The following is a 22,849-nucleotide window of genomic DNA, read 5'->3' as shown; positions in this document are numbered from 1 at the left end:
CATGGCGCAAGGCATGGCACGCAAACCCTTCATGCGCACTCTGGCGAAATGGCACATCTGGCTCGGCTGGCTGGTCGGGGTGCCCATCGTCATGTGGCTCGCCACCGGGCTGTTGATGGTGGCGCGGCCGATCGAACAGGTGCGCGGCGATCATCTGCGCCGCGAAGTGCCGCCTGCGCCGCTGGTCATCCCCGGCAGCACGCTCGCCGCGCCCGATGCCGCGTTGAAAGATATGCGCGTGACCATGCAGGATGGCCGCGCCGTGGCGATCCTCACCACGTTGGATGGCGCGGTCAACCGGATCGATTTCGCCAGCGGAGCGCCGCTTCCCCCACTTGATGCCGCCGCCGCGCGCGCGCTGGTGGCAAAGCGGATCGTGGGCGGTGACAGGCCTGCGCGCGTCACGCTGTTCCCCGCTGACCGCACCCCGTTCGATTTCCGCCGCCCGATTGCGGTGTGGCAGGTGGCGCTGAATGACGGCACCAATATCTATGTCGGGCGCGATACCGGCGAGGTTGAGGCGGTGCGCACGCGGTGGTGGCGGGCGTTCGATATTGCCTGGGGCCTGCACATCATGGACCTGTCGGAACGGGAGGACACCAGCCACCCGATCCTGATCCTGTTCGCGGCGCTCTCGCTCACCGGGGCGCTGATCGGCACCACACTGATGTTCCGCCGCCGCCGCGCACGGCGGGCTGCGGCATGACCCCCGCTGTCCTCACCCCGATTCTCGATCTGCTCGATATCGCCGGGATTGCGGTGTTCGCGCTGTCGGGCGCGGTGCTCGCGGCGCGGCTGCGGCAGACCTTTGTCACCATGGGCTTTTTCGCACTCGTCACCGGCGTCGGCGGCGGCACGGTGCGCGATCTGCTGATCGGCGCGCCGGTGTTCTGGATTGGCGATGCGTGGGTGGCGGCGGTGTGCCTTGCAACGGCGCTGATCGCGTGGTTCACCCCGGTGCGTTGGTGGGAGGGCAAGCTGTTCGCCTATGCTGACGGCGCGGGGCTGGCCGCCTATGCGGTGCTCGGCAGTGCCAAGGCGCTGGCTTACGGCGTGCCGCCTGTGCCTGCGGCGTTAATGGGGATCATCACCGGCTGCGTCGGCGGGATCATCCGCGATGTGGTGGCAGGCCGCCCGTCGATCATCATGCAGCCCGAACTCTACGTCACCGCGGCCGCGCTAACCTCGGTGCTGACGGTGGCAGGCATGATCGCAGCCCCGCTGCTGGGCGTGCCCAAGGAATGGGTCTGGGGCGCAGGGTTCATCTGCGGCTTTGCCTTGCGCGCAGCCGCAATCCGCTGGGAATGGGGCCTGCCGAGCTATGGGGAGAGGGAAAAGGCCAATACCAATACGCGATGAGCCTTGCTCATCGCATATTGGTTAAGCCCGTGCGGCGCTTGAGCATTCCCAGCGCGTGATGCGTCAGCATCTCAGCGCGCTGGTAAGGACTCACTCTAACGCCCGTTCACCACGATCTTGACCTTCTGCCCCGGTGTCACGCCTTCGCTGCCGCCAAGCGCGTTGAGCACCCGGAAGCGCTCCACCTGCGCCGTGGGATAGGCCATTCGCCGTGCAAGGCTTGCAACAGTGTCCCCGCGCGCGACAGTGACGACCTGCAATTTCTTGGGCACCACGCTGCTCGCCTCAGCCTGCGTGATCCGCCGCATGGATTGGAACATTGCGTTAAACGTCGCCGCTTGCCCCCCTTGCCCAGCAGGCGTGATGGTGGTGAAGTGATAGGCTCGGTCGCGCGCAAATTCATACGCGAATACCGTCACATCCACTTGCGAATTGCCATTATTGACCCGCGCAATGCCATAGGCTGCGGGCAAGCCGTTGACCGTGGTGCGCTGCATCTGCGCGGGCGCGAGCGTGCTGTCCTTTCCGCCCAGCGCGGTGAACTGCTGACGCACATAGGTTTCCAGATTGCCAGCATAGGGTGCCAGCGTCATCTGCGCCTGCCCGCCCTGCCCCTGGATGCTGACCGCGCGGGTGCCGTTGACCATGTAGAACCCCTGCGGCGCGGTGAACGAAAAGCGCAGTTCAGGGTGAATGAACCGGCTGCCTTCGATCAGGCCCTGCGCAGGATCATCGCCATAAAGCAGGCCATTAATGCGCGTGAGGAAGGTATCACGATTGGTCGTTCCGCCAGTAGCCGGGCCAGCTTTGGCCAGCGCGCTTTGCACCCGGCTGGCCGGGTCGGGGTGGGTTGAGGCCCATGTCGGCACGCTCGCATTGCGGCCTTGCAGCTGCGCATCAAGCGTGTTTTGCGCCGCGAGGCTCGCCAGCACGGTGCCCATCGCGCGGCGGTCATATCCCGCCTTGGTCAGGTATTCGATCCCCAGATCATCCGCCTGCAATTCCTGCGTGCGCGAAAACTTCAGCGTCAGAAGCTGCGAGCCTTGCATAAAGGTGCGCGACAGCGAATCGCCCAATCCGGTATCACCCAGCAGCACCGCACTGCCGATCGCGCCCAGCACCCCAAGGATCGAATTGCGCTGCGCCGTCTGCTGGCGGCGCTGCGAATGGCGCGCGGCGACGTGGCCGACTTCGTGTCCCAGCACGGCCGCCAGTTCGGCTTCGTTGTTCATCAACGTCACCAGCTGGCGGGTGGTGTAGATATAGCCGCCCGGCACCGCGAAGGCATTGTTGACAGGCGAATTGAGCAGGCTGACGGTGAAGCTTTCGCGCGCGTTGCCAAGGCCCGATTGCACCGCGATATTCTTGCCCACCTGCTCGACATAGAGCGCATGAGAACCCGTCATCGCGCCGCCGAATTCGTTCAGCAGTTGCGGGTGAAATTCCGCGCCCTGCTGGGCTTCAGTCGGGGTGATCGGGGTTGAGGCTGACGGTATTGTGCCGCCACCCACGCATCCCGCCAACGCCAGCGGCGCCGCACCTAATGCAAGGATACTGCGTGCGATTCGTGTCATGTTCGGCTCTCCCCGTGGATAATACCCGCTGACAGCCTACCGCCAAAGCGGCGCGGCGCAAACCCCTGAGGCAGGCGTGCTATCCGCCAATGCCGAGAAAGCGTTCCTCACGCGCGGCGATCAGCGCCTTGGCGCTCTTGCTCGACAGCAGATCAAGTTCTTCGGTCAAGGCCGCGCCAAGAAGCCGCGCCGCCGCCGCCGGATCGCGCTGCGCCCCGCCAAGTGGTTCCTTGACGATGCGGTCGATCACGCCGTCGCGTTTGAGATGCTGCGCGGTGACCTTCATCGCCTGCGCTGCATCTGCCGCCTTGTCCGATGTGCGCCACAGGATCGACGCGCAACCTTCGGGCGAGATCACCGAATAGACCGCGTGTTCCAGCATCAGCACCCGGTTGGCCGCTGCCAGCGCCACCGCGCCGCCCGAACCGCCTTCGCCCACAATTACCGCCACCATCGGCACGGGGAGCGCCAGACAGGCCTCGGTCGAACGGGCGATGGCTTCGGCCTGCCCGCGCTCTTCCGCCTCGATCCCCGGAAATGCGCCCGATGTATCGACCAGCGTCACCACCGGCAGCCCGAATCGCCCCGCCAGCTCCATCAACCGGATCGCCTTGCGATAGCCTTCGGGCTTGCCCATCCCGAAATTGTGCTTGATCCGGCTCTGGGTGTCGTTGCCTTTTTCGTGGCCGATCAACATCACCCGGCGGCCGTTCAGCCGCGCGAACCCGCCCATGATCGCCTGATCATCGCCATACAGACGATCCCCGCCCAAGGGCACAAAATCGCTGAAGGCATGGGCGACATAATCGTGAAAATGCGGGCGCTGCGGATGGCGGGCGACCTGCGTCTTCTGCCACGGGGTTAGCGAGGCATAGGTACTGGCGAGCAATTCGGTGCTTTTGGCTTCGAGCCGGGCAATCTCGCTTGCCACATCGACATCATGCAATGCGTCAACACCGCGCAGCTGATCAATGCGTTCTTCAAGCGCGGCAACCGGCTTCTCGAAATCGAGGTGTGAAATCATGCGACGGCGCTAGTCTGATGCGGGCTTCGTGGCAAGCGGGTGACAGGAATTGACCAGCGCAACCAGCCGCGCGGCATCGACGTGGGTGTAAATCTGCGTGGTCGAAATATCGGCGTGGCCCAGCAGCGTTTGCAGCACGCGCAGATCGGCCCCGCCTTCCAGCAGGTGGGTCGCAAAGGCGTGGCGCAGCACGTGCGGGCTGATGGCGGCGGGATCAAGCCCGGCGCGCGCCGCCAGCCCCTTGATCAGCTGGAACAACCGCATCCGGCTGAGATGCTGCCCGGTGCGGGAGGGGAACAGGTAGCGCGAGGCGGGCACCGCCGGGCGCAGCGCCACCCAGCGCGCCAGCGCCTCCAGCGCGCGCGCACCAACCGGCACCAGCCGGGTCGCCCCGCCCTTTCCGGTGATGGTGAGGAATGGCGCATCGCGCGGCACCGCCACCAGCGGCAGCGCCACCAACTCGGTGGCGCGCAGGCCCGAACCATAGAGCAGTTCGATCAACGCCAATTGCCTCACCGCCTTGGGATCATCGCCCGCCGCTTCCTCCTCGGCGCGGGCGAACAGCGCAGCAATGGAATCGTGCCCCATCACCTTGGGCAACGGGCGGCGGGTGCGCGGCGAAGGCAGCGCGCCCGATGGATCATCGCGCCGCCACCCTTCATCCGCTGCAAAGCCGAAAAATTGCCGCAATGCCGATGCCTTGCGCGCGACGCTCGCCGGGGCGAGCGCGGCCCATTCCCCGGCAAGGCTGGCCACCGCATCGCGCGGCGCGGCGGCGAGATCGCCGATCGCTTCCTCTGCCCCGCCAAGATCGCGGCGATAGGCGGCCAGCGTATTCGCCGCCGCCCCGCGTTCAGCGGCAAGCATGGCGAGGAAGGCTTCAGTCGCGGCGGACACCAGCCGGTCTCAGCCGCGCGCCACGGCCTCGGCGGCGATCATCCGGGCCTCGGCTCCCATCCCGACGCGGTTCAGCGCCGAGGTGATGTGGAACAGGTGCAGCGGGGTCATCTGCTGCCAGCTTGACCCCTGCATCCCCAACCCGGCAAGCAGCGCCACCAAAGCGGGGTTGCCCACCTCGGCAGCGCGCGCAATCGCGCGGCTCCAGCGGGTCTGCCGCGCCAGATCAATGCCCAGCTTATCGGACAGCGCGCGCGAGTCACCTGCGTTCAGCCGTCCAAGCCCGGCCAGCCCGGCCACCAGAAACGCCGATTTGCGCGATCCTGTACTGTCATCATCACTGATGAAACTTTCCACCGCGCCCTGCCCCACGCCGTTGCTGCGCGGCGCACTCAGCACGATCAGCGCCCAGCCCAGCGAGCCATCTTCGACGACGCCGCGCCATGCCAGGGCATCACGATCCAGCCCGGCGGTCAGCATCGCCGCAATCAGATCGCCTGCTTCATCGGCCAGCGCCGCATCGGCGGGAATGCGCGCGGCGGCATAGGCAGTCAGCACCCGCGCGCCGTAGCCATCACCCCCGCCCAGCGCATTGCCCGCCCCCCACAGCTGCTGCATCGCCGCAATCCGCGTGGATGGTTCCGCCGCAAGATAGGCTTCGCGCAGAGTGGCGGCGTTTTGCGCGGCATCGCCGGTAGCTGCCGGATCGGCATAGACTTCGGAATAGAGGTCAACCATCGCATCGGACGACAATATGCCCTCGCGCGCGGCGCGCCCGGCAAAGCGCGCGCGCTGAACCGCGGGCAGCATCGGCAGTAACGCGCCGGAACGCGCGTAATAGGCCCCGCCGCGTGCGGTAAGCGCGCTATTGAGCAGGTCTTCAGGCACAGGCTCCCCCAACGCCGTCGCCAACGCAAAGCGCCACGGGGCCAGTTCTTCCACGCCGTCCCATTCGATCTCGACCGCGCGTTGGCCCCGGCCCGCTGCACCGGCAAACCGCCGTGCCAGCAGCACATCAATGCGCGGGGCGATGCCGCGACCCAGCGCCCGGTCAAGCTGCGCTGCGGCGAGCGCGCTTTCCCCGGCATAGGCATTGCAGATCGCCTGGAGCATCTGCCATTCGCCATCTTCGCGCACCGAGCCTTGCAAGCGCACCGAAGGGCAAGCGCCGGTAACATCGCCGCTCGCCAGATAGGCAATCAGCGCTTCCGAAGTCAGATCGGTCGACCAGTCGGCGGTATCAATATCCTGCACCAGCGCGCGGGTGAGCGCATATTCGCCCATCCCGTTGAGAGCCCGCGCCCGCAACGCGGCGAACTCCACCGCGTCCATCCCCTGCGGCGGTGCGAGGCGGCTCACCAGCGCGCGGCGCAGCAGAATATGCCCCCAGCGCGACACCAGCGGGCCTTTGGTGCCTGCCAGCGCGGCGCGCACCAGTGCCGCGGGCTGCTTGGCCAGCGCCACCGGGGGCAGACCGCCTTCGTCGCTCGCCAACACGCCCACACGGGTCAAGGCGCGGCGCGCACCGGGCAGAATATCGGATTTGGATTTGAGGCCGAGCAGCTGATCCAGCTCCTCGGTCGACATGGATTCGAGCTTATCGAGGCTCGGCAACCGGGCCAGTTCATCGCGGGTGATCGAAGGCAGCGGCGGCAGGGCGGCAGGATTAAATGGGGCGGTTGACGGCGCGGGCATTCCCGGCAGCGCGGCAGGCCCGGTTGCAGGCGGCGCGGGCGTTGTCCCCGGCGTCGGTGTTGGCGCAGGCGCAGGACGCGGCGGCGGGGCAGGCGTGGGATCGTCAAACCCCGGCGGCAGGATCGATTCGGGCCGCTGCTGCGCCGCTGCAAAGCCCGCCAATCCCGCGCCGCCGATCGCGCCTGCCAGCCCCAGCGCCAGCACGCTGGCTGCCATTCCCAAACGGTTGCGCGTGGGCTTCATTGCGGCTGCTCCGGCAGTTCGATCTGTTCGGCAATCGGTCGCAGCGCCTGTTCGCCGCCATCGATCCAGGCGAGCACCAGCGCGGCTGCTATCACCACGCCCGCGATCCACAGCCAACGCATCGGCCCGCGCTGGCGCGCAGGCGCATCGGGAAGACCGTGCAGTGACGTAAGCGGGCGACGCTGGTTTGCCATATTGCGCCCGCCCTAGCCCATCTATAGGCCATGCGGCAATGATCGGAACACCGCCCAAACGCGAACAGGATATCGCCGCCCCGGATTTCGCCGCGATCGCCGCGCGCATCACCCGTCCGGTGGTGCTGGTGGGGCTGATGGGCGTGGGCAAATCCACCGTGGGCCGCAAGTTGGCAAGCCTGCTGCAGCGCAGTTTCATCGACGCTGACGAAGCCATTGTGGAGGCCGCCGGGCGTTCCATCCCCGAAATCTTCGAAACCTTTGGCGAAGCGCATTTCCGCGACGGTGAACGCCGCGTGATCGCGCGGCTGATCGACGAAGGCCACGGGGTAATCGCCACCGGCGGCGGTGCGTTTATCGATCCCGACACCCGCGCGGCGATTCTTGAACGCGGGATCGCGGTGTGGATTGACTGCGACATTGATACGCTGGTGGAACGCACCGCGCGGCGCGACACCCGGCCCCTGCTGAACAGCGGCGATCCGCGCGAAATCCTGACCCGGCTAGCCGCAACGCGCGCGCCCTTCTATGGCGAGGCTCCCATCCGCATCATGAGCGAGAACGGCCCCCACGCCGAAACCGCGCGCGCGATTATCGAGGCGATAGACCAATGGCTGTAATTCCCGTGGCACTGGCGGGCCGCGCCTATGATGTGGTGATTGAACCGGGCCTGCTGGGCCGGATTGGCACGGCAGCGGCGCGGTTGCTGGCGAGCTATGCCGGCGGGCGCAAGGTGCCGTTCGTTGCCGATCAGAACACCCACCGCCTCTATGCCGCCGGGATCGAGGCTGATCTGGCCGCGCATGGTTTCACCGCCGAATGGTTCGTGGTTGCGCCGGGGGAGGACGCCAAAAGCTGGGCGGTGCTGGAGGCGCTGTGCGATTGGCTGCTGGCTTTGGGCATTACCCGATCAGACAACGTGTTCGCATTGGGCGGCGGGGTGGTGGGCGATCTGGTCGGCTTTGCCTGCGCGATTGCCAAGCGCGGCTGCGGCTTCGTGCAGATCCCCACGACGTTGCTGGCGCAGGTTGATTCGTCGGTGGGCGGCAAGACCGCGATCAACACCGCCGCGGGCAAGAACCTGATCGGCGCGTTCCATCAGCCCGCGCTGGTGCTGATCGATCCGCTGGTGCTCGCCACCCTGCCGGAACGCGAAATGCGCGCCGGTTATGCCGAGGTGCTGAAATACGGGTTGCTGGGCGATGCAGCGTTTTTCGATTGGCTGGAGGCCAACGGGGCTGCGGTGCTGGCGCGTGAACCAGCCGCGCTCGAACACGCCATCGCCACCAGTATCGCAATGAAAGCCGCAATTGTCGCCGCAGATGAACGCGAGACGCTGGATCGCCGCGCGCTGCTCAATCTCGGCCACACTTTCGGCCATGCGCTGGAGGCGGAAACGGGGTTTTCGCAGGCACTGCTGCACGGCGAAGCGGTGGCGCTCGGCATGGCATTGGCCGCGCGCTATTCGGCGCGGCGGGGGGAGATTTCAGCGGCGGATGCCGAGCGCGCAGCAGGCGCGATAGCGGCGGCGGGATTGCCTGCGCACCTCCCCGCCCTCGCCCTCAGCTGTGATGGCGCGCGGCTGGTCGATCATATGCGCCACGACAAGAAAGCGGAAGGCACCACCCTGCCGTTCCTGCTGCTGCGCGCCATTGGTAATGCTTACGTGGCGCGCGATGTCGACCTGGTCGACATCGCCGCGTTTCTGGACGCCGAATTGCACACCTGATCCAAGGATCAGAACCTGTTGGCCTTAACGCCTACAAATCGCCGTCGATGGTTTCAGGGATTTCCTCACCGGGAATCGGCCCGCCCGGATAGGCCGGCATGGGGCCAGCAACGACCGGTGTGGTGGGCGCTGACGGTGCAACCGCCTGTGGCTGCGCCATCCCGCCCATCGCGAGCCGCGCATCGGCATAGCGCTGTTCGCTCCACTGCCCTTCGGCACGGTCACTATCGATTGCAGGCGCAGCGCTGGAAAAACCGCCGCTATAATCGATCCCGTCGATCTGGCCATTATTGCCGATCCGGCACTGAAAGCCAGAACCGTTGAACAGCGCGCCGCTGACCAGCCAGCCTGCGCCAGTGCGTTGAACATTATCGACGCTATCAACCCGCACGTCGCGTTCAATCCGGGTCAGGCACTGATCAACCGCACTGTCGAGCCCTGACGAACCCGTGCCGCGCGGTGCTGCGCGGCGATTATCGTTACGGCGTTCCTGATAACGCGGGTTATAATTGGGATCATCCGCATCGCGTTCGACGATCACAACATCGCGGTCGCGGTCACGATTGCGGCGGTTGTTCGCATTGGCGATGGCAATCGCCCCACCGATAATTGCCGCACCGATCAGCACATCGCCGCCGCCGATGCGGTTGCGCCCGTGCCCCCCGCGAAAGTGTCCTCCACGATGCCCACGGCGGCAGCCCCACCGGCAGCGGTAATCGGCGGTGACAGAGGCCGGATCAAACCGGCTGTGATCAAACGCAGCGGACACAGCGCCCAGATTGATCTGTGCGCGAGGCAATTCAGCCGCCGTAGCCGGGGCAGCAAGGATGGTGGTGCCTGCCAGCGCGCCAGCCAGCGCCAATACGTGGATTTTCAGAGCCATTGATGCTCTCTCCTGTTGATGCGCGGGCGACCACCAATCACCCTGAAGGCGTCAGACTAACCGTGCAAGGCTTGCGCTGGGCTGAACCGAATGCACAAGCCGCCCCGCCTTGCGTTGCACGAGGCGGGACGACCAGAACAGCTCGCTGAAAGGGGGACGAGCTGAAAGCGGATCAGCGCAGCCCCCGAACCCCGCTGAAATTGACCTGCGGCGCGCCGCGTCCATCAATGTGGCAGGTGAAGTTGCCGCGGTCGCTGCGGCGACCACCCCAACGCGGCGAGCCTTCCACTGCAATCCGGCCCTTGACCCGGAACCCGTTGCGGGTGCGATCAACATCGCGCACGTCGACCACATCGGCATAGCGATAGCCGCCAAAGCGCCGCGCCTGATTTTCTGCCGCCCTGACGCAGCGTTCCACTGCGGCGCGCGGGTTAGCGCTGCCACCGTATCCGCCGCGATAGTCGCGGTCGCGATAGGCATAGCGGCGGTCATTCCGATCGCCATCAAAGGCCCCGGCGAGCGCCGCGATCCCGCCGATCACCACGGCGCCTGCAATAATCTCGCCCGCGCCGATGCCCCCACGGTCGCGGTAATCATCCGCCATCGCAGGCGTGGCAGTGGCCGCAGTCAGCGCAGTGGCAGCGACCGCGCCGAGCGAAATCCGGGCCCATGTGCCGGAGGCCAGCCGGTTGGTCTTGGTGGTCATCGCATCTATCCTCGTCTGGCACCGCGCGCACGATTGCGGGGGTGTCGAGGATCAATCTGACCGATTCGCACTGAGATGAAGCTGAATTGCCCTGGCAGGTTTTGTTAATCTAAAGACCAAATTGCATGAACGATAGCGCCTACTCGGCCTCAAGCGCGGCCAGCACGTCGCGGGTAAAGGCAGCGATGTCAAAGCGGGCACCCACCGGATCTTCGCCCCGTCGCACGATCACCACGTCGCGGCTCGGCACGATCACGACATATTGCCCGCGATTGCCGAAAGCCGCGAAGGTATCATGCGGCACGCCGTCAGATGCGTTCATCAACCAGAACCCCGCGCCATAGCCGAACGGCCCATCGGGCTGCGGGCCGGAGGGGGAGGAGACATATTGCACCCAGCCTTCGGGCAGGATGCGGGTGCCATCTGGCAGTTTGCCGTCGTTGAGATAGAGCTGGCCGAAGCGCGCCAGATCGCGCGCCGTCGTCCAGACCTGTGACGAGAGGATGTAGCTCCCCCGCCAATCGGTTTCGGCGACGGTGTGGGCCATGCCAAGATCTGCGAGCAGTTCCGCTGGCGGATGCGCGGAAAGGCTTTTTCCAATCGCCTGAATTGCAGCAAGCGTGTCATTATTGGCGTAGCGATAGACAGTGCCCGGTGAATGGATCAGCGGCCATTGCAACGCGCGTTCGCGCACCGAAGCCCCGCCCCAATAGATCGGGTCGGTGCGGTTGCCGGGCGTGTCGGAATAGCGGCCCGAGGTCATGCGCAGCAGGTGATCGATGGTAATTGCGCGGCGCGGATCGCCTTTGGCAAAGCCGAGCCCTGCGGAACTCGTCACGTCCACATCGCCGCGCTGGACCGCAGCACCGATCACGGTTGCCGCAAGGCTTTTGGCAACAGACCACGTGCGTTGCGGCGTCGCCGGATCAAAGCCGGTCACGTAACGCTCGGCAATAATATCACCATTGCGCCGCACGAGCACCGCCGTCGTTCGCACGCCCTCTCCATAGCGTCCCGCAAAGGCTCCTGTGAACGCAGGCTCCAGTGCGGCAGGCGCTGCGGTAACACGCGCCACACTGCGCGCCCGGTTTGCGGGCGGATTGGCGGGGCGGCCATAAAGGTTGAAAGCCCCGCCAATCGGGCTGAGCGCGCATCCGCGATCATCATCAAGGTGTATCGCAAAGCGCGGTTCGGCTTCCTCATCCCAAACCACGCTGACGCGTTCAATCGTGCCATTGGCGTGACGCAATAATTGATAATCGAGATCACGCACCACATCATCCAGCGGTGCCTGAATCCCCGCCAGCTCCCATTCATGAACGCTTTCAGGCGTGCGCGCAGTGCCGTTGGCTTCGGCATGGGCAATCGCGCTGCACAGCATCAGCGCTTTGTAGCCCGCCGCGAGCGCGCGGTCGTAGCGCGCGTCGAGGCGCTCCTGCTGGCTTTGTGCCGAAAGCGGTGTGGCAAGGGCGGTTGCGGCGGTTGCGGCGGCAAGGATCAGGGTTCTCATCCCCCTGTCATGCCACGCGGCCACGAAAATGAAAGAGCGCAAAAGAAAAGGGCCGGAAGCGTTTGCGCCCCGGCCCTTTGATCCTTGCGCGATTCCCCGCGAAGGCGGGAATCTCAGCCGAAGATGCACCAGTTCCCCGCCTGCGCGGGGAATCGCCAATGTGTTTACGCGTCTTCGCCTTCGTACTCATCGGCCTGAACCGGGCCGCTGTCCTGACCGCGGGCCGATTCGTCACGGTCAACCAGTTCGATGATCGCCATCTGCACCGCATCGCCTGCACGCACCCCGGCGCGCAGCACGCGGGTGTAGCCGCCTTCGCGATCAGAATAACGCTCGGCCAGCACTTCAAACAGCTTCTTGAGCTGGGTTTCGTCACCCAGACGCGCCATCGCCAAGCGACGGTTCGAAAGCCCGCCGCGCTTGGCCAGCGTGATCAGCTTTTCGAGATAGGGGCGCAGTTCCTTGGCCTTGGGCAGCGTGGTCTTGATCTGCTCGTGCTTGATCAGCGCGGCCGCCATGTTGCGGAACAGGGCGTTTCGATGGCCCGTCTTGCGGCCCAGCTTACGGCCTGAAATACCATGACGCATTGTATCTATCCTTCGTTCGTAAAGAGCCCGTGCGAGGTAGCTCCATCCCGGTGACCGTTGCGGGCCGTCACCTTCGCCCGTCTTTCTGTGCGCTCCCGCGAAGGCGGGAGCCTCAACCCGCTAGCGAATTGCCAGCGGTTGGAGGTCCCCGCCTGCGCGGGGACTCGCCTCTGTTTAGCCCAACAGCTCTTGTTCGAGCTTCTTGGCCATTTCCTCGATGTTCTCAGGCGGCCAGCCGGGGATGTCCATGCCGAGGCGCAGACCCATGCTGGACAGCACTTCCTTGATCTCGTTCAAGGACTTGCGGCCAAAGTTCGGCGTGCGCAGCATCTCGGCTTCGGTTTTCTGAACCAGATCGCCGATATAGATGATGTTGTCGTTCTTGAGACAGTTGGCCGAACGCACCGACAGTTCCAACTCGTCCACCTTCTTGAGCAGGTAACGGTTGAGCTGGTTGGCGTCGCTTTCTTCGGGCTGCACCGCATGGCCGATCATGGTGCCGGTTGGCTGCGGAATGCCATCTTCGAAGTGGACGAACAGCGTCAGCTGATCCTGCAGGATGCGCGCGGCAAAGGCCACGGCGTCTTCAGGGGTGACAGTGCCATCGGTTTCGACGGTGAGGCTGAGCTTGTCGTAATCGAGTTCCTGCCCAACGCGGGCGCTTTCAACCTTGTAGCTCACCTGGCGCACCGGCGAATAGAGCGAGTCGACCGGGATCAACCCGATCGGCGCATCGACCGGACGGTTCTGCACAGCGGGCGCGTAGCCCTTGCCGATATCAGCGGTCAGCTCCATGTTGAGCGTCGCGCCTTCATCGAGCTGGCAGATCACCAGATCCTTGTTCATCACCTCGATATCGCCGCTAACGGCAATATCGCCCGCCTTCACCGCGCCCGGGCCAGTGGCCGAAAGCTGCAAACGCTTGGGGCCTTCGCCTTCCATCTTCAGCGCGATCTGCTTCACGTTCAGAACGATGTCGGTGACATCTTCCCGCACGCCGGCAAGCGACGAAAATTCGTGCAACACGTTCTCGATCTTGATCGAGGTGATCGCCGCACCCTGAAGGCTGGAGAGCAGCACGCGCCGCAGCGCGTTGCCAAGGGTCAGGCCAAAACCACGCTCAAGCGGTTCGGCAACGAAAGTCACCTTGCGCGTGCGGTCACCGCCATCCTTGATTTCGAGGGTGTTGGGTTTCTTGAGTTCCTGCCAGTTCTTCGTGTTGACGGACATGGATTTCCCCTAATTCGCCGTTGTCGGGCGGTTCACATTCTAGGCGGGCCAGATGCGCTGGACGTCACGCGGCATCAGGCCCGTTCGGGCGGCGACGGCACGATCTGCCGCCACCATCCCGGCGGATCAGACGCGACGGCGCTTGGACGGACGAACCCCGTTGTGCGGGATCGGAGTCACATCGCGGATCGAGGTGATGTTAAAGCCCACAGCGGCAAGGCCGCGAAGCGCGCTTTCACGACCCGAACCCGGGCCCTTCACTTCAACCTCAAGCGTGCGCACGCCGTGTTCGGCGGCTTTCTTGCCCGCATCATCGGCTGCCACCTGCGCGGCATAGGGCGTCGACTTGCGGCTGCCCTTGAACCCCATCGCCCCGGCGCTGGACCAGCTGATCGCATTGCCCTGCGCATCGGTGATGGTGATCATGGTGTTGTTGAAGCTGGCGTTGATATGCGCAACGCCGCTGCTGATATTCTTTTTGTCACGACGCCGAATACGGCCTGGTTCGCGTGCCATCGTTTTCTGTCCTCTAGCTCGTCAGAAGGAAAAAGCGTTCAGCCTCAAAAGGCCGCCAGCTTACTTCTTCTTGCCCGCGATGGGCTTGGCCTTACCCTTGCGGGTGCGGGCGTTGGTGTGAGTGCGCTGACCGCGAACGGGCAGACCGCTACGATGACGCAGGCCGCGATAGGCGCGCAAATCCATCAGCCGCTTGATATTCATCGCAGTCTGGCGACGCAGGTCGCCTTCTACGGCGAAATCGGAATCGATGGTTTCACGGATCCGCAGCACTTCCTCGTCGGTGAGGTCCTGCACACGCGCGCTGTGCGCAATGCCCAGCTTTTCAACGATCCGGAGAGCCGTGGTGCGGCCAATTCCGTGAATATAGGTGAGCGCGATGATTACGCGCTTGTTGGTGGGGATATTGACCCCGGCAATACGAGCCACTTATTTCTCCATGCTCCACAGGGGCTTGACCACATTTGGGCGGCCTCCCCCTATCTCAACGCTCAATCATTCTACTGGCCACTTGCCCCCTACGATCTGCACGGTGCAGGATCGCAAACAGCAAAAATTCGGTCGGCACGCGCAATGGCGATGCCTGCCGAACCTGGTTCGAACCTTTCGAATGAGGGCGGCGCATAGGATGATTCGCGCGGGCCGTCAACCACAAGAGCGGGCTGCGTTAAATCTGACGCAGGCCGCCCACTCTAGCCTTTGTTGTCGCATCGTGAAAAGCTGAAAACCGGTTCCCACTTTTCAGCACGCTGCTCTACGCGCGCGCGGCCGGATCAGACTGCTGGATCGCTGCTGAGATCGCCGAATGCATCATCAACCGTAGCCGGTTTCCGCTCGGCTTCGGGCTTCGGCGCGGTGGCATCCTTTGGCGGCGCATCCGGTGCCGCGTCGCTTTCGCTATCGGAGCTGGAATCTTCAGCGGGCTCTGCGCTCTTCTGTCCGGCCGAGGCGGCCTCATCAGCAACTTGCTCTGTCACTGGCCCCAGCAACGCAGCGAGTGCACCCAACTGCGCGCCCATCACCGCGTCGACCGCCTTGGCAATCACCGGCACTTCAAAGCGCATTGTGCCGCCGACATTATATTCCCACACGATCCGGGTGCCTTCTTCGACTTCGCCGATCGCGATGGTGAGGATGCCGATCACCGGCTCGCTCTGCAGCGGGCCAAGCGCGCCCTGCATCCGCAGCGCCCGTTCAGGATAGGCCTGGATCACCCGCATATGTTCGACACTGCCTTGCAGCGTGAAGCGATCCGGCTCATCCACCTCGGGGATCGTCTCGCAAAAGCATCCGCCCGCCTGCGGGGTGAGCATCAAATTCACCGCTTCGCCCGACCAGGTATGTTCAGAACGCCACCATCCCGCAGGGGAAATCAGCGCGAGCCACACGTCTTTGGGGGTGGCATCGACCACCACTTCGTGGCGCGATACGAAGCCGCTGTCGCTCGTCTGAGTCAATTCGGCAGCGGCAGGCGCTGATAGGGCCAGCGCGGCTGCGGCCAGTGTCGCACCACGAAGCGCCTGTTTGATCGACACCCCGCCCGCCTCAGCCACGAAGGATCGCGTCGATCTGATCGGCAACCGTGTCGATTGCGGCCATGCCGTCAACCCGGGTGACGATCCCTCGCGCTTCATAGCCGGGCAGGATTGGCGCGGTCTTGGCGCGATATTCCTGCATCCGCATCCGCACGGTTTCTTCATTATCATCCGGCCGGCGCTTGAATTCGGTGCTGCCACAGACGTCGCACACGCCCGGTATTGACGGCGGGTTGGCAACGTCGTGATACAGCGCGCCGCAATTGCCGCAGGAAAAGCGGCCCGTGATGCGCTCCACCAGTGCTTCTTCGTCAACCTCAAGCTCGATCACGCGGTCGAGCGTGCGGCCATTGCGCGCCAGAATCCCATCCAGTGCATCGGCCTGCGCGGCCGTGCGCGGGTAGCCATCAAAAATGACCCCGGTTTCCGGAGCCATTGCGGCAAGTTCGACGTCAATCAGGTCGGACACGATTTCGTCCGACACCAGCTCACCGCGCTCCATCACCGCCTTGGCCTTCAGGCCCACAGGCGTCCCGGCCTTGACCGCCGCGCGCAGCATATCTCCGGTTGAAAGCTGGCGCATGGCGTGGCGTTCAACAAGCCCGGCGCTTTGCGTGCCTTTGCCGGCACCGGGAGGGCCAAGAAGAATGATATTCACAAACCGTTCCCCATTGTCGCCCCGACTTGCGCGCCGGTGGCACTATTGCAGACTTGCGGGTTCACCGATGATCCCGGGCGCGTCAAGTCAACTTGCGCCCGATATCAGCGCATCCGCCCCTTGAGCTTCGCCTTCTTGATCAGATCGCCGTATTGATGCGCCAGCAGATGCGATTGAACCTGGCTGATGGTATCCACCGTCACGTTCACCACAATCAGCAGGCTGGTGCCGCCAAGGAACAAGGGGATGCCGGTCTGGGCAATCATGTATTCGGGCACCACACAGACAACCGTCAGGTAAATCGCGCCGACCACCGTTATCCGGGTGAGCACATATTCAAGGTAATCAGCGGTGCGCTTGCCCGGACGAATGCCGGGTATGAAGCCGCCATTCTTCTTGAGATTATCCGCCGTTTCTTCCGGGTTGAACACCACCGCGGTGTAGAAGAAACAGAAGAAGATGATCCCGATTCCATACAGCCCCATATAGAGCGGCTGCCCATGCGCGAGATACTGGTTCAGTGTCACGATCACATTGCCGAACGTGCTTTCGGTATCGACCGAATTGCCCGCAAACTGCGAAATTGTCAGCGGCAAGAGCAGCAGTGAACTGGCAAAAATCGGCGGAATCACACCTGCGGTATTGATCTTGAGCGGCAAGTGCGAACGGTCAGCCTGCATCATCCCGCGCTGGGTCGCGCGTTTGGGATACTGGATCAACAGTCGGCGCTGGGCGCGCTCGACAAACGAGATCAGCAGGATCAACACCACGACCATCGCAATGAAGCCGATAATGACAACCGGCGCGATCGATCCCGTCCGCCCGCCTTCGAACAGGTTGGTCGCAAAGCTCGGAAACTGGGCGACGATGCCCGCCATGATGATCAGCGAGATGCCGTTGCCAATGCCGCGACTGGTGATCTGTTCGCCCAGCCACAACAGGAACATGGTGCCGCCGACCAGACTGACGACAGCGCCAATGCGGAACAGGTATCCGGGGTTGACCACCGCCGCGAGATCGCTCTGCGAGGCGAAACTTTCGAGGCCGACAGCGAGGAAATACCCCTGAATGGCACACAGGAACACCGTGCCATAGCGCGTGTACTGGTTCAGTTTCTGCCGTCCGCTCGCACCTTCCTTTTTCAACGCCGCCAGCGTGGGATGCAGCGCAGAGGCCATCTGCACCACGATCGACGCGGTGATATAGGGCATCACGCCGAGCGCAATCAGGCTCATGCGTTCAAGGCTGCCGCCCGAAAAGGCGTTGAACAGGTCAAGAATCCCGCCGCGCGTCTGTTCGTACAGATCGCTCAGGATCAGCGGGTTGACGCCGGGCAGCGGCACAAAGCTGAGGAAACGGAAAACGATCAACGCCCCGAGGGTGAACCAGATGCGTTGCTTGAGCTCAGTGGCCTTGGCAAAGTTGCCGAGGTTCAGATTGCTCGCGATATTGTCGGCGCGTGATGCCATGTCGTCTCGTCGATCCTAGCTCATCGCCCGCTGGTCGCCACCGAATGGTGCCGCCGATCGGGCCATCTCCTGCGCGCCGGTGTTGCGCCAGTCGCAATCCCTTTGGGAATGCAGCGCAGCGCGCGGACACGTAAATAGGGAGCGCGGGGGCTGTTGTCGAACCCCCGCGCTCAGCATTTCGTCGATTACTTTGCCGCCGCGGCCTTTGCAGCCCTGTTCGCGTCGCGGCGGGCGAGCTTCTTTTCGTGCTCGGGTGTCGGGGCCGGGGCCACTTCAACCTTGCCACCAGCAGCTTCGACCGCAGCAATCGCGCCCTTGGTCGCGCCGGTTACAGCGAAGGTCGCCTTGGTGGTGATTGCACCCTTGCCCAGCAGCCGCACGCCATCCTTGCCATCGCGCACCAGACCAGCAGCGCGCAGAGCGGCTTCGGTGATGGTGGCCTTGGCATCGAGCTTGCCCGCGTCGATGAACTTCTGGATCATGCCAATGTTCACCTCGGCATAGTCCTTGGCGAAGGGATTGTTGAAACCGCGCTTTGGCAGGCGCATGTGGAGCGGCATCTGGCCGCCTTCAAAACCCTTTACGGCAACGCCCGAACGGCTCTTCTGGCCCTTCTGACCGCGCCCGGAGGTCTTGCCCTTGCCCGAGCCGATACCACGGCCGACACGCGTACGGCCCTTGCGGGCGCCGGCATTGTCGCGGATGTCATTCAGTTTCATAGTCGTGCACTCGCTGAAGTTTACCCCAGCGAAAGCTGGGGCCTGATGTTAGCTCTGCCGCAGGGAGGACGCGCTTGCCCCCTGGATCCCGGCCTTCGCCGGGATGACGGGGGAGGACGAACTCCTCCCCGCCACATATCTTAGTCGACCACCTGAACCAGATGCGGGATCTTGGCGATCGCGCCGCGAACTTCAGGAGTATCCTGGCGCTCGACGATCTTGTGCATCTTGTTCAGCCCAAGACCGATCAGGATCTTGCGCTGGCTTTCAGGACGACGGATCGGCGAACCGATCTGCTTGATCTTGATGGTTGCCATGCCTGTTTACTCCACAATCGCGGCAGCATCGGCTTCCGCCTCAGCTGCACTCGATCCGCCGCGACCCAGAAGGTCGGCAACCTTCTTGCCGCGCCGCTGAGCCACCGACTTCGGCGAAGTCTGCTCGGTCAGCGCGTCAAAGGTGGCGCGGATCATGTTGTAGGGGTTTGAAGAGCCGACCGACTTGGTCACCACGTCCGCAACGCCCAGGCTTTCGAACACGGCGCGCATCGGGCCACCGGCGATGATGCCAGTCCCCGCCGGCGCAGTGCGCAAAGTCACCTTGCCCGCACCGAACCGGCCATTGCCGTCATGGTGAAGCGTGCGGCCTTCCTTCAAAGGAACGCGGATCATCTTCTTGCGCGCCGCAGCGGTCGCCTTGGTGATCGCTTCGGGCACTTCGCGGGCCTTGCCGTGGCCAAAGCCGACGCGGCCCTGACCGTCGCCAACCACAACCAGCGCTGCAAAGCCGAAGCGCTTGCCGCCCTTTACGGTCTTGGAGACACGGTTGATGTGCACCAGCTTTTCGATGATGCCATCATCTTCTTCCTGCTTGCCGCCGCGACGGTCATCACGACCGCCCCGCCCGCGCCCGCGGTCACCGCCTTCACGGTTGCCGCCACGGCCCCGGCCACGACGGCCCTGTGCTTCACCGGCATCAGCGCCGGGTTCAACAGCAACTGCTGGGGTTTCGATGGTGTTCTCGTCAGCCATAATCAGAACTCCAGCCCACTTGCACGGGCGGCATCGGCCAGCGCCTTGACGCGGCCATGAAACAGGAATCCGCCGCGGTCGAACACGACCGTGGTCACACCCGCCTTCTTGGCAGCATCGGCAATCGCCTTGCCAACCTCGGCAGCGGCATCGACATTGGCGCCGCTTACCTTGACGCCGAGCGTCGAAGCTGCGGCGACCGTGCGGCCAGCGGCATCATCGATGATTTGCGCGTAGATGTGGCGGCCGGTGCGGTGCACCGACAGACGCGGCTTGCCACCAGCACGCGCACGCAGCGCAGTGCGGACGCGGCGACGGCGACGTTCGAACAGAGAAAGCTTTGCCATCTTACCTCTTCTTCCCTTCCTTGCGGAAGATATACTCGCCGCGATAGGCAATCCCCTTGCCCTTGTAGGGCTCGGGCTTGCGCCAGCGGCGGATTTCAGCAGCGAACTGGCCGACAGCCTGCTTGTCGATACCCGAAACTTCGACCGTGGTCTGGTCCGGGGTCTTGACTTCCAGGCCTTCAGGCACCGGAAGATCGACATCGTGGCTGTAGCCAAGCTGCAGCTTCAGATTGCGGCCCTGCGCATTGGCACGGTAGCCGACGCCCTTGATGACCAGCACCTTGGTGAAACCGGCGCTGACGCCTTCCACCAGGTTCGACACCAGAGTGCGCTGCATGCCCCAGAAGGCCCGCGCCTGCTTGCTGTCATTGGCCGGCTTGACGACGATCTCGCTCTCTTCGACCTTGTAGTCGATGAGATCGGACAGCCCCAGCGTCTGGGTGCCCTTCGGCCCCTTTACGCTCAGCGTGCCATTCTCGATGGTGGCCGAGACCCCGCCAGGGATCGCCACCGGCTTTTTGCCGATGCGGCTCATCAGAACACCTCCGCCAGCACTTCGCCACCGACATTGTGGTTGCGCGCTTCGGCATCCGAAAGCACACCGCGCGGTGTCGAGACGATGGTGATACCCAGACCGTTGCGCACAGTCGGCAGCTCTTTCGAGCCCGAATAGACGCGGCGGCCAGGCTTCGAAACGCGGGCAACATGCTTGATCGCAGGCTCGCCTTCGAAATATTTCAGTTCAATCCGCAGCGCCTTGTGCTTGCCTGAGCTGTCTTCGGAAAAGCCACGGATGTAGCCTTCCCGCTGAAGCACTTCGAGCACGTTTGCACGCAGGGTGCTAGCGGGAGTCAGGACAGAGTCCTTCTTCGCGCGCTGGCCGTTGCGGATGCGGGTGAGCATGTCACCCAGAGGATCGGTCATAGCCATCTGTCAGTCCTCACCAGCTCGACTTGGTCAGGCCGGGAATCATCCCGCTGTTGCCGAGTTGACGCAGTTCGATACGGTTGATGCCGAACTTGCGGTAATAGCCGCGCGGGCGGCCGGTGGTGGCGCAACGGTTGCGCACCCGGGTCGGGTTTGCGTTGCGCGGAAGCTCCGCCATCTTGAGCCGGGCGACCAGGCGCTCGGACTCGTCAAGCGAGGTGTCGTTCGCGATCGCCTTCAGCTTCTCGTACTTCGCAGCGTACTGCTTGACGAGCTTCTTGCGCCGCTCATTCTTGTTGATCGAACTCAGTTTCGCCATGGACTTAAGCTCTCTTGCCTTGTGTTCCGTTCATGAGGTGGCTCACGCCGCCTCCTTCTGTTCGCCAGTTGTCGCGCTCGGGGCTTCACCCTGGAAAGGGAAGCCGAACAGACGCAACAATTCGCGCGCCTCTTCATCGGTCTTGGCGGTGGTTGTGACGATAATGTCCATCCCACGCACCTTTTCGATCTTGTCGTAGCTGATTTCGGGGAACACGATCTGTTCCTTCAGCCCCATCGCATAATTGCCACGTCCGTCGAACGAACGCGCATTCAGCCCGCGAAAGTCGCGGATGCGCGGCATTGCGACAGTCACCAGACGGTCGACAAATTCGTACATGCGTTCACGGCGCAAGGTGACCTTGCAACCGATCGGCATGCCTTCGCGCAGCTTGAACTGGGCGATCGACTTCTTGGCGATGGTGATGACCGGCTTCTGGCCAGCGATCAGCGCCATTTCTTCCGCAGCGATCTGAACCTTCTTCTTGTCCTGGCTCGCTTCGCCCACACCCATGTTGAGCGTGACCTTTTCGAGCTTCGGGACTTCGAGACGGTTCTTGTAACCGAACTTTTCGGTCATCGCCTTGACGATTTCGGCGTCGTATTTCGCCTTCATCCGCGGCGTGTAGGTGGCATCAGTCATTGATGGTCTCCCCACTCTTCACGGCAACGCGCACCTTCTTGCCGTCCTTGGTTTCAAACCGGACGCGGGTGGGCTTGCCATCCTTGGGATCAGCCAGAGCGACCTTCGAGATGTGCATCGGGGCCGGGAACCGGTCGATACCACCTTGCGGGTTGGCCTGGCTCGGCTTGCGGTGACGGGCAGCGATGTTGACGCCGTCAACAACGATCTTGCTATCCTTGGGCATGACCTGAGCGACCGTACCGGTGCGCCCCTTGTCCTTGCCCGAAAGGACAACGACATTGTCGCCCTTCTTGATCTTGGCGGATGACATTACAGCACCTCCGGCGCGAGGCTGATGATCTTCATGAACCCGCGGCCGCGCAGTTCGCGCACCACAGGGCCAAAAATACGAGTGCCGATCGGCTCCTCGTTCTTATTCACCAGCACAGCAGCATTGCTGTCGAAACGGATGACGGTGCCATCCTGACGACGCACTTCCTTGCGGGTACGCACGATCACGGCGCGATGAACATCGCCCTTCTTGACCTTGGTGCGCGGCTGCGCCTCCTTGATGGAGACGACGATCACATCGCCGACCGACGCGGTCCGACGCTTCGACCCGCCCAGCACCTTAATGCACTGGACGCGCTTGGCGCCGCTATTGTCCGCGACGTCGAGATTGGATTGCATCTGGATCATTGATCCGGTTCCTTCTCACTGGCTTTCCGGGACGCCCAATCCGACTGGGGCCCGGGAGTTCCGTTTTCGCCTAATTCAGTTCCCGGCCGCTGCGACGTCGAGGTCAGCCTCAACCGCCTGCGTACCGCCCGCGACGACCCGATCTTTCACGATCCAGGTCTTGGTCTTGGACATCGGACGGGTCTCTTCGATCCGCACAACATCACCCACGGTGAATTCGTTGTTTTCATCATGCGCGTGATACTTCTTCGAGCGCCGGATGATCTTACCGTAGAGCGGGTGCTTCACCTTGCGTTCGACCTTCACGGTCACGGTCTTGTCGGTCTTGTCGGAGCTGACGGTTCCGACGAGGATGCGCTTTGGCATTGTCTACT

Annotated in this window: 30 protein-coding genes; 4 read left to right on the top strand and 26 right to left on the bottom strand. The window is 63.7% G+C overall.

Annotated features, from left to right (window positions below):
* Nucleotides 1-13 precede the first annotated feature (13 nt).
* Both ABIE62_RS01715 and ABIE62_RS01710 read left to right on the top strand, forming a co-directional pair.
* Nucleotides 14-706 carry a PepSY domain-containing protein gene (locus tag ABIE62_RS01715; protein ID WP_354323003.1) on the top strand — a complete coding sequence of 231 codons (693 nt, stop codon included), beginning with the start codon at nt 14-16 and terminating at the stop codon, nt 704-706.
* Nucleotides 703-1,359, top strand: coding sequence for a trimeric intracellular cation channel family protein (locus tag ABIE62_RS01710; protein WP_354323002.1), 657 nt, complete (start codon nt 703-705; stop codon nt 1,357-1,359). Before ABIE62_RS01715 ends, ABIE62_RS01710 begins: the two co-directional genes overlap by 4 nt.
* A 95-nt stretch (nt 1,360-1,454) precedes the next feature.
* On the opposite strand, the gene ABIE62_RS01705 is transcribed toward ABIE62_RS01710, so the two are convergent.
* From ABIE62_RS01705 to ABIE62_RS01685, 5 genes are all read right to left on the bottom strand, one after another.
* Nucleotides 1,455-2,933, bottom strand: a complete 1,479-nt coding sequence (locus ABIE62_RS01705) for a M48 family metalloprotease (RefSeq protein WP_354323001.1) — start codon at nt 2,931-2,933, stop codon at nt 1,455-1,457.
* Nucleotides 2,934-3,012: 79 nt separating this feature from the next.
* On the bottom strand, nt 3,013-3,957 hold the full coding sequence (locus ABIE62_RS01700) for an acetyl-CoA carboxylase carboxyltransferase subunit alpha (RefSeq protein ID WP_354323000.1): 945 nt from the start codon (nt 3,955-3,957) through the stop codon (nt 3,013-3,015).
* Between the two features lie 9 nt (nt 3,958-3,966).
* On the bottom strand, nt 3,967-4,854 hold the full coding sequence (locus ABIE62_RS01695; RefSeq protein WP_354322998.1) for a tyrosine recombinase: 888 nt from the start codon (nt 4,852-4,854) through the stop codon (nt 3,967-3,969).
* Nucleotides 4,855-4,863: 9 nt separating this feature from the next.
* Nucleotides 4,864-6,792: a hypothetical protein gene (locus tag ABIE62_RS01690; protein ID WP_354322997.1), complete on the bottom strand. Its 1,929-nt coding sequence runs from the start codon at nt 6,790-6,792 to the stop codon at nt 4,864-4,866.
* Entirely contained in the window at nt 6,789-6,986 is a 198-nt protein-coding gene (locus ABIE62_RS01685) for a hypothetical protein (RefSeq protein ID WP_354322995.1), read from the bottom strand. Before ABIE62_RS01685 ends, ABIE62_RS01690 begins: the two co-directional genes overlap by 4 nt.
* 38 nt (nt 6,987-7,024) lie before the next feature.
* Between ABIE62_RS01685 and ABIE62_RS01680 the strand changes: the two genes are divergently transcribed.
* The gene (locus ABIE62_RS01680) at nt 7,025-7,606 is read left to right on the top strand and encodes a shikimate kinase (RefSeq protein ID WP_354322994.1); all 582 of its coding nucleotides are present in this window, start codon (nt 7,025-7,027) and stop codon (nt 7,604-7,606) included.
* On the top strand, nt 7,597-8,715 hold the full coding sequence (gene aroB, locus ABIE62_RS01675) for a 3-dehydroquinate synthase (protein ID WP_354322992.1): 1,119 nt from the start codon (nt 7,597-7,599) through the stop codon (nt 8,713-8,715). The genes ABIE62_RS01680 and aroB overlap by 10 nt, the downstream gene beginning before the upstream one ends.
* Before the next feature lie 31 nt (nt 8,716-8,746).
* On the opposite strand, the gene ABIE62_RS01670 is transcribed toward aroB, so the two are convergent.
* From ABIE62_RS01670 to rpsQ, 21 genes are all read right to left on the bottom strand, one after another.
* Nucleotides 8,747-9,598 carry a hypothetical protein gene (locus tag ABIE62_RS01670; RefSeq protein ID WP_354322991.1) on the bottom strand — a complete coding sequence of 284 codons (852 nt, stop codon included), beginning with the start codon at nt 9,596-9,598 and terminating at the stop codon, nt 8,747-8,749.
* Nucleotides 9,599-9,770: 172 nt separating this feature from the next.
* Nucleotides 9,771-10,304 (bottom strand): hypothetical protein, encoded by a 534-nt coding sequence (locus ABIE62_RS01665; protein ID WP_354322989.1) that lies wholly within the window; start codon nt 10,302-10,304, stop codon nt 9,771-9,773.
* Between the two features lie 139 nt (nt 10,305-10,443).
* On the bottom strand, nt 10,444-11,814 hold the full coding sequence (locus ABIE62_RS01660; RefSeq protein WP_354322987.1) for a serine hydrolase domain-containing protein: 1,371 nt from the start codon (nt 11,812-11,814) through the stop codon (nt 10,444-10,446).
* A 164-nt stretch (nt 11,815-11,978) separates the two neighbouring features.
* Entirely contained in the window at nt 11,979-12,401 is a 423-nt protein-coding gene (gene rplQ / locus ABIE62_RS01655) for a 50S ribosomal protein L17 (protein WP_354322986.1), read from the bottom strand.
* A 174-nt stretch (nt 12,402-12,575) separates the two neighbouring features.
* On the bottom strand, nt 12,576-13,631 hold the full coding sequence (locus ABIE62_RS01650; RefSeq protein ID WP_354322984.1) for a DNA-directed RNA polymerase subunit alpha: 1,056 nt from the start codon (nt 13,629-13,631) through the stop codon (nt 12,576-12,578).
* Between the two features lie 126 nt (nt 13,632-13,757).
* Nucleotides 13,758-14,147, bottom strand: a complete 390-nt coding sequence (rpsK, locus tag ABIE62_RS01645) for a 30S ribosomal protein S11 (RefSeq protein WP_054118179.1) — start codon at nt 14,145-14,147, stop codon at nt 13,758-13,760.
* Between the two features lie 60 nt (nt 14,148-14,207).
* Nucleotides 14,208-14,576 (bottom strand): 30S ribosomal protein S13, encoded by a 369-nt coding sequence (gene rpsM, locus ABIE62_RS01640; protein ID WP_354322981.1) that lies wholly within the window; start codon nt 14,574-14,576, stop codon nt 14,208-14,210.
* A gap of 344 nt (nt 14,577-14,920) precedes the next feature.
* The gene (locus tag ABIE62_RS01635; protein WP_354322979.1) at nt 14,921-15,700 is read right to left on the bottom strand and encodes an SRPBCC family protein; all 780 of its coding nucleotides are present in this window, start codon (nt 15,698-15,700) and stop codon (nt 14,921-14,923) included.
* Nucleotides 15,693-16,340 (bottom strand): adenylate kinase, encoded by a 648-nt coding sequence (locus ABIE62_RS01630; protein WP_354322977.1) that lies wholly within the window; start codon nt 16,338-16,340, stop codon nt 15,693-15,695. Before ABIE62_RS01630 ends, ABIE62_RS01635 begins: the two co-directional genes overlap by 8 nt.
* 104 nt (nt 16,341-16,444) lie before the next feature.
* Nucleotides 16,445-17,809 carry a preprotein translocase subunit SecY gene (gene secY, locus ABIE62_RS01625; protein WP_354322975.1) on the bottom strand — a complete coding sequence of 455 codons (1,365 nt, stop codon included), beginning with the start codon at nt 17,807-17,809 and terminating at the stop codon, nt 16,445-16,447.
* Between the two features lie 185 nt (nt 17,810-17,994).
* On the bottom strand, nt 17,995-18,528 hold the full coding sequence (rplO, locus tag ABIE62_RS01620) for a 50S ribosomal protein L15 (protein ID WP_354322973.1): 534 nt from the start codon (nt 18,526-18,528) through the stop codon (nt 17,995-17,997).
* Nucleotides 18,529-18,668: 140 nt separating this feature from the next.
* The gene (rpmD, locus tag ABIE62_RS01615; protein ID WP_354322972.1) at nt 18,669-18,845 is read right to left on the bottom strand and encodes a 50S ribosomal protein L30; all 177 of its coding nucleotides are present in this window, start codon (nt 18,843-18,845) and stop codon (nt 18,669-18,671) included.
* Nucleotides 18,846-18,851: 6 nt separating this feature from the next.
* Nucleotides 18,852-19,559, bottom strand: coding sequence for a 30S ribosomal protein S5 (rpsE, locus tag ABIE62_RS01610; protein WP_354322970.1), 708 nt, complete (start codon nt 19,557-19,559; stop codon nt 18,852-18,854).
* A 2-nt stretch (nt 19,560-19,561) separates the two neighbouring features.
* Nucleotides 19,562-19,906, bottom strand: a complete 345-nt coding sequence (gene rplR, locus ABIE62_RS01605; RefSeq protein ID WP_354322968.1) for a 50S ribosomal protein L18 — start codon at nt 19,904-19,906, stop codon at nt 19,562-19,564.
* Nucleotide 19,907: 1 nt separating this feature from the next.
* Entirely contained in the window at nt 19,908-20,441 is a 534-nt protein-coding gene (rplF, locus tag ABIE62_RS01600; RefSeq protein ID WP_354322966.1) for a 50S ribosomal protein L6, read from the bottom strand.
* Nucleotides 20,441-20,836 carry a 30S ribosomal protein S8 gene (gene rpsH, locus ABIE62_RS01595; RefSeq protein ID WP_354322964.1) on the bottom strand — a complete coding sequence of 132 codons (396 nt, stop codon included), beginning with the start codon at nt 20,834-20,836 and terminating at the stop codon, nt 20,441-20,443. Before rpsH ends, rplF begins: the two co-directional genes overlap by 1 nt.
* Nucleotides 20,837-20,846: 10 nt before the next feature.
* On the bottom strand, nt 20,847-21,152 hold the full coding sequence (gene rpsN, locus ABIE62_RS01590) for a 30S ribosomal protein S14 (protein ID WP_354322963.1): 306 nt from the start codon (nt 21,150-21,152) through the stop codon (nt 20,847-20,849).
* A gap of 42 nt (nt 21,153-21,194) precedes the next feature.
* Entirely contained in the window at nt 21,195-21,794 is a 600-nt protein-coding gene (rplE, locus tag ABIE62_RS01585; protein ID WP_354322961.1) for a 50S ribosomal protein L5, read from the bottom strand.
* A complete protein-coding gene (rplX, locus tag ABIE62_RS01580; RefSeq protein WP_354322959.1) occupies nt 21,787-22,107 on the bottom strand; it encodes a 50S ribosomal protein L24 in 321 nt (106 codons plus the stop codon). The genes rplE and rplX overlap by 8 nt, the downstream gene beginning before the upstream one ends.
* Nucleotides 22,107-22,475 (bottom strand): 50S ribosomal protein L14, encoded by a 369-nt coding sequence (rplN, locus tag ABIE62_RS01575; RefSeq protein WP_354322958.1) that lies wholly within the window; start codon nt 22,473-22,475, stop codon nt 22,107-22,109. Before rplN ends, rplX begins: the two co-directional genes overlap by 1 nt.
* A 75-nt stretch (nt 22,476-22,550) precedes the next feature.
* A complete protein-coding gene (gene rpsQ, locus ABIE62_RS01570; RefSeq protein WP_354322956.1) occupies nt 22,551-22,841 on the bottom strand; it encodes a 30S ribosomal protein S17 in 291 nt (96 codons plus the stop codon).
* Between the last annotated feature and the right edge of the window lie 8 nt (nt 22,842-22,849).

The sequence above is a fragment of the Porphyrobacter sp. MBR-155 genome (assembly GCF_040547625.1).
In the GTDB taxonomy this organism is placed as follows: Bacteria; Pseudomonadota; Alphaproteobacteria; order Sphingomonadales; family Sphingomonadaceae; genus Erythrobacter.
This window is presented reverse-complemented; position numbering and strand designations above follow the sequence as displayed.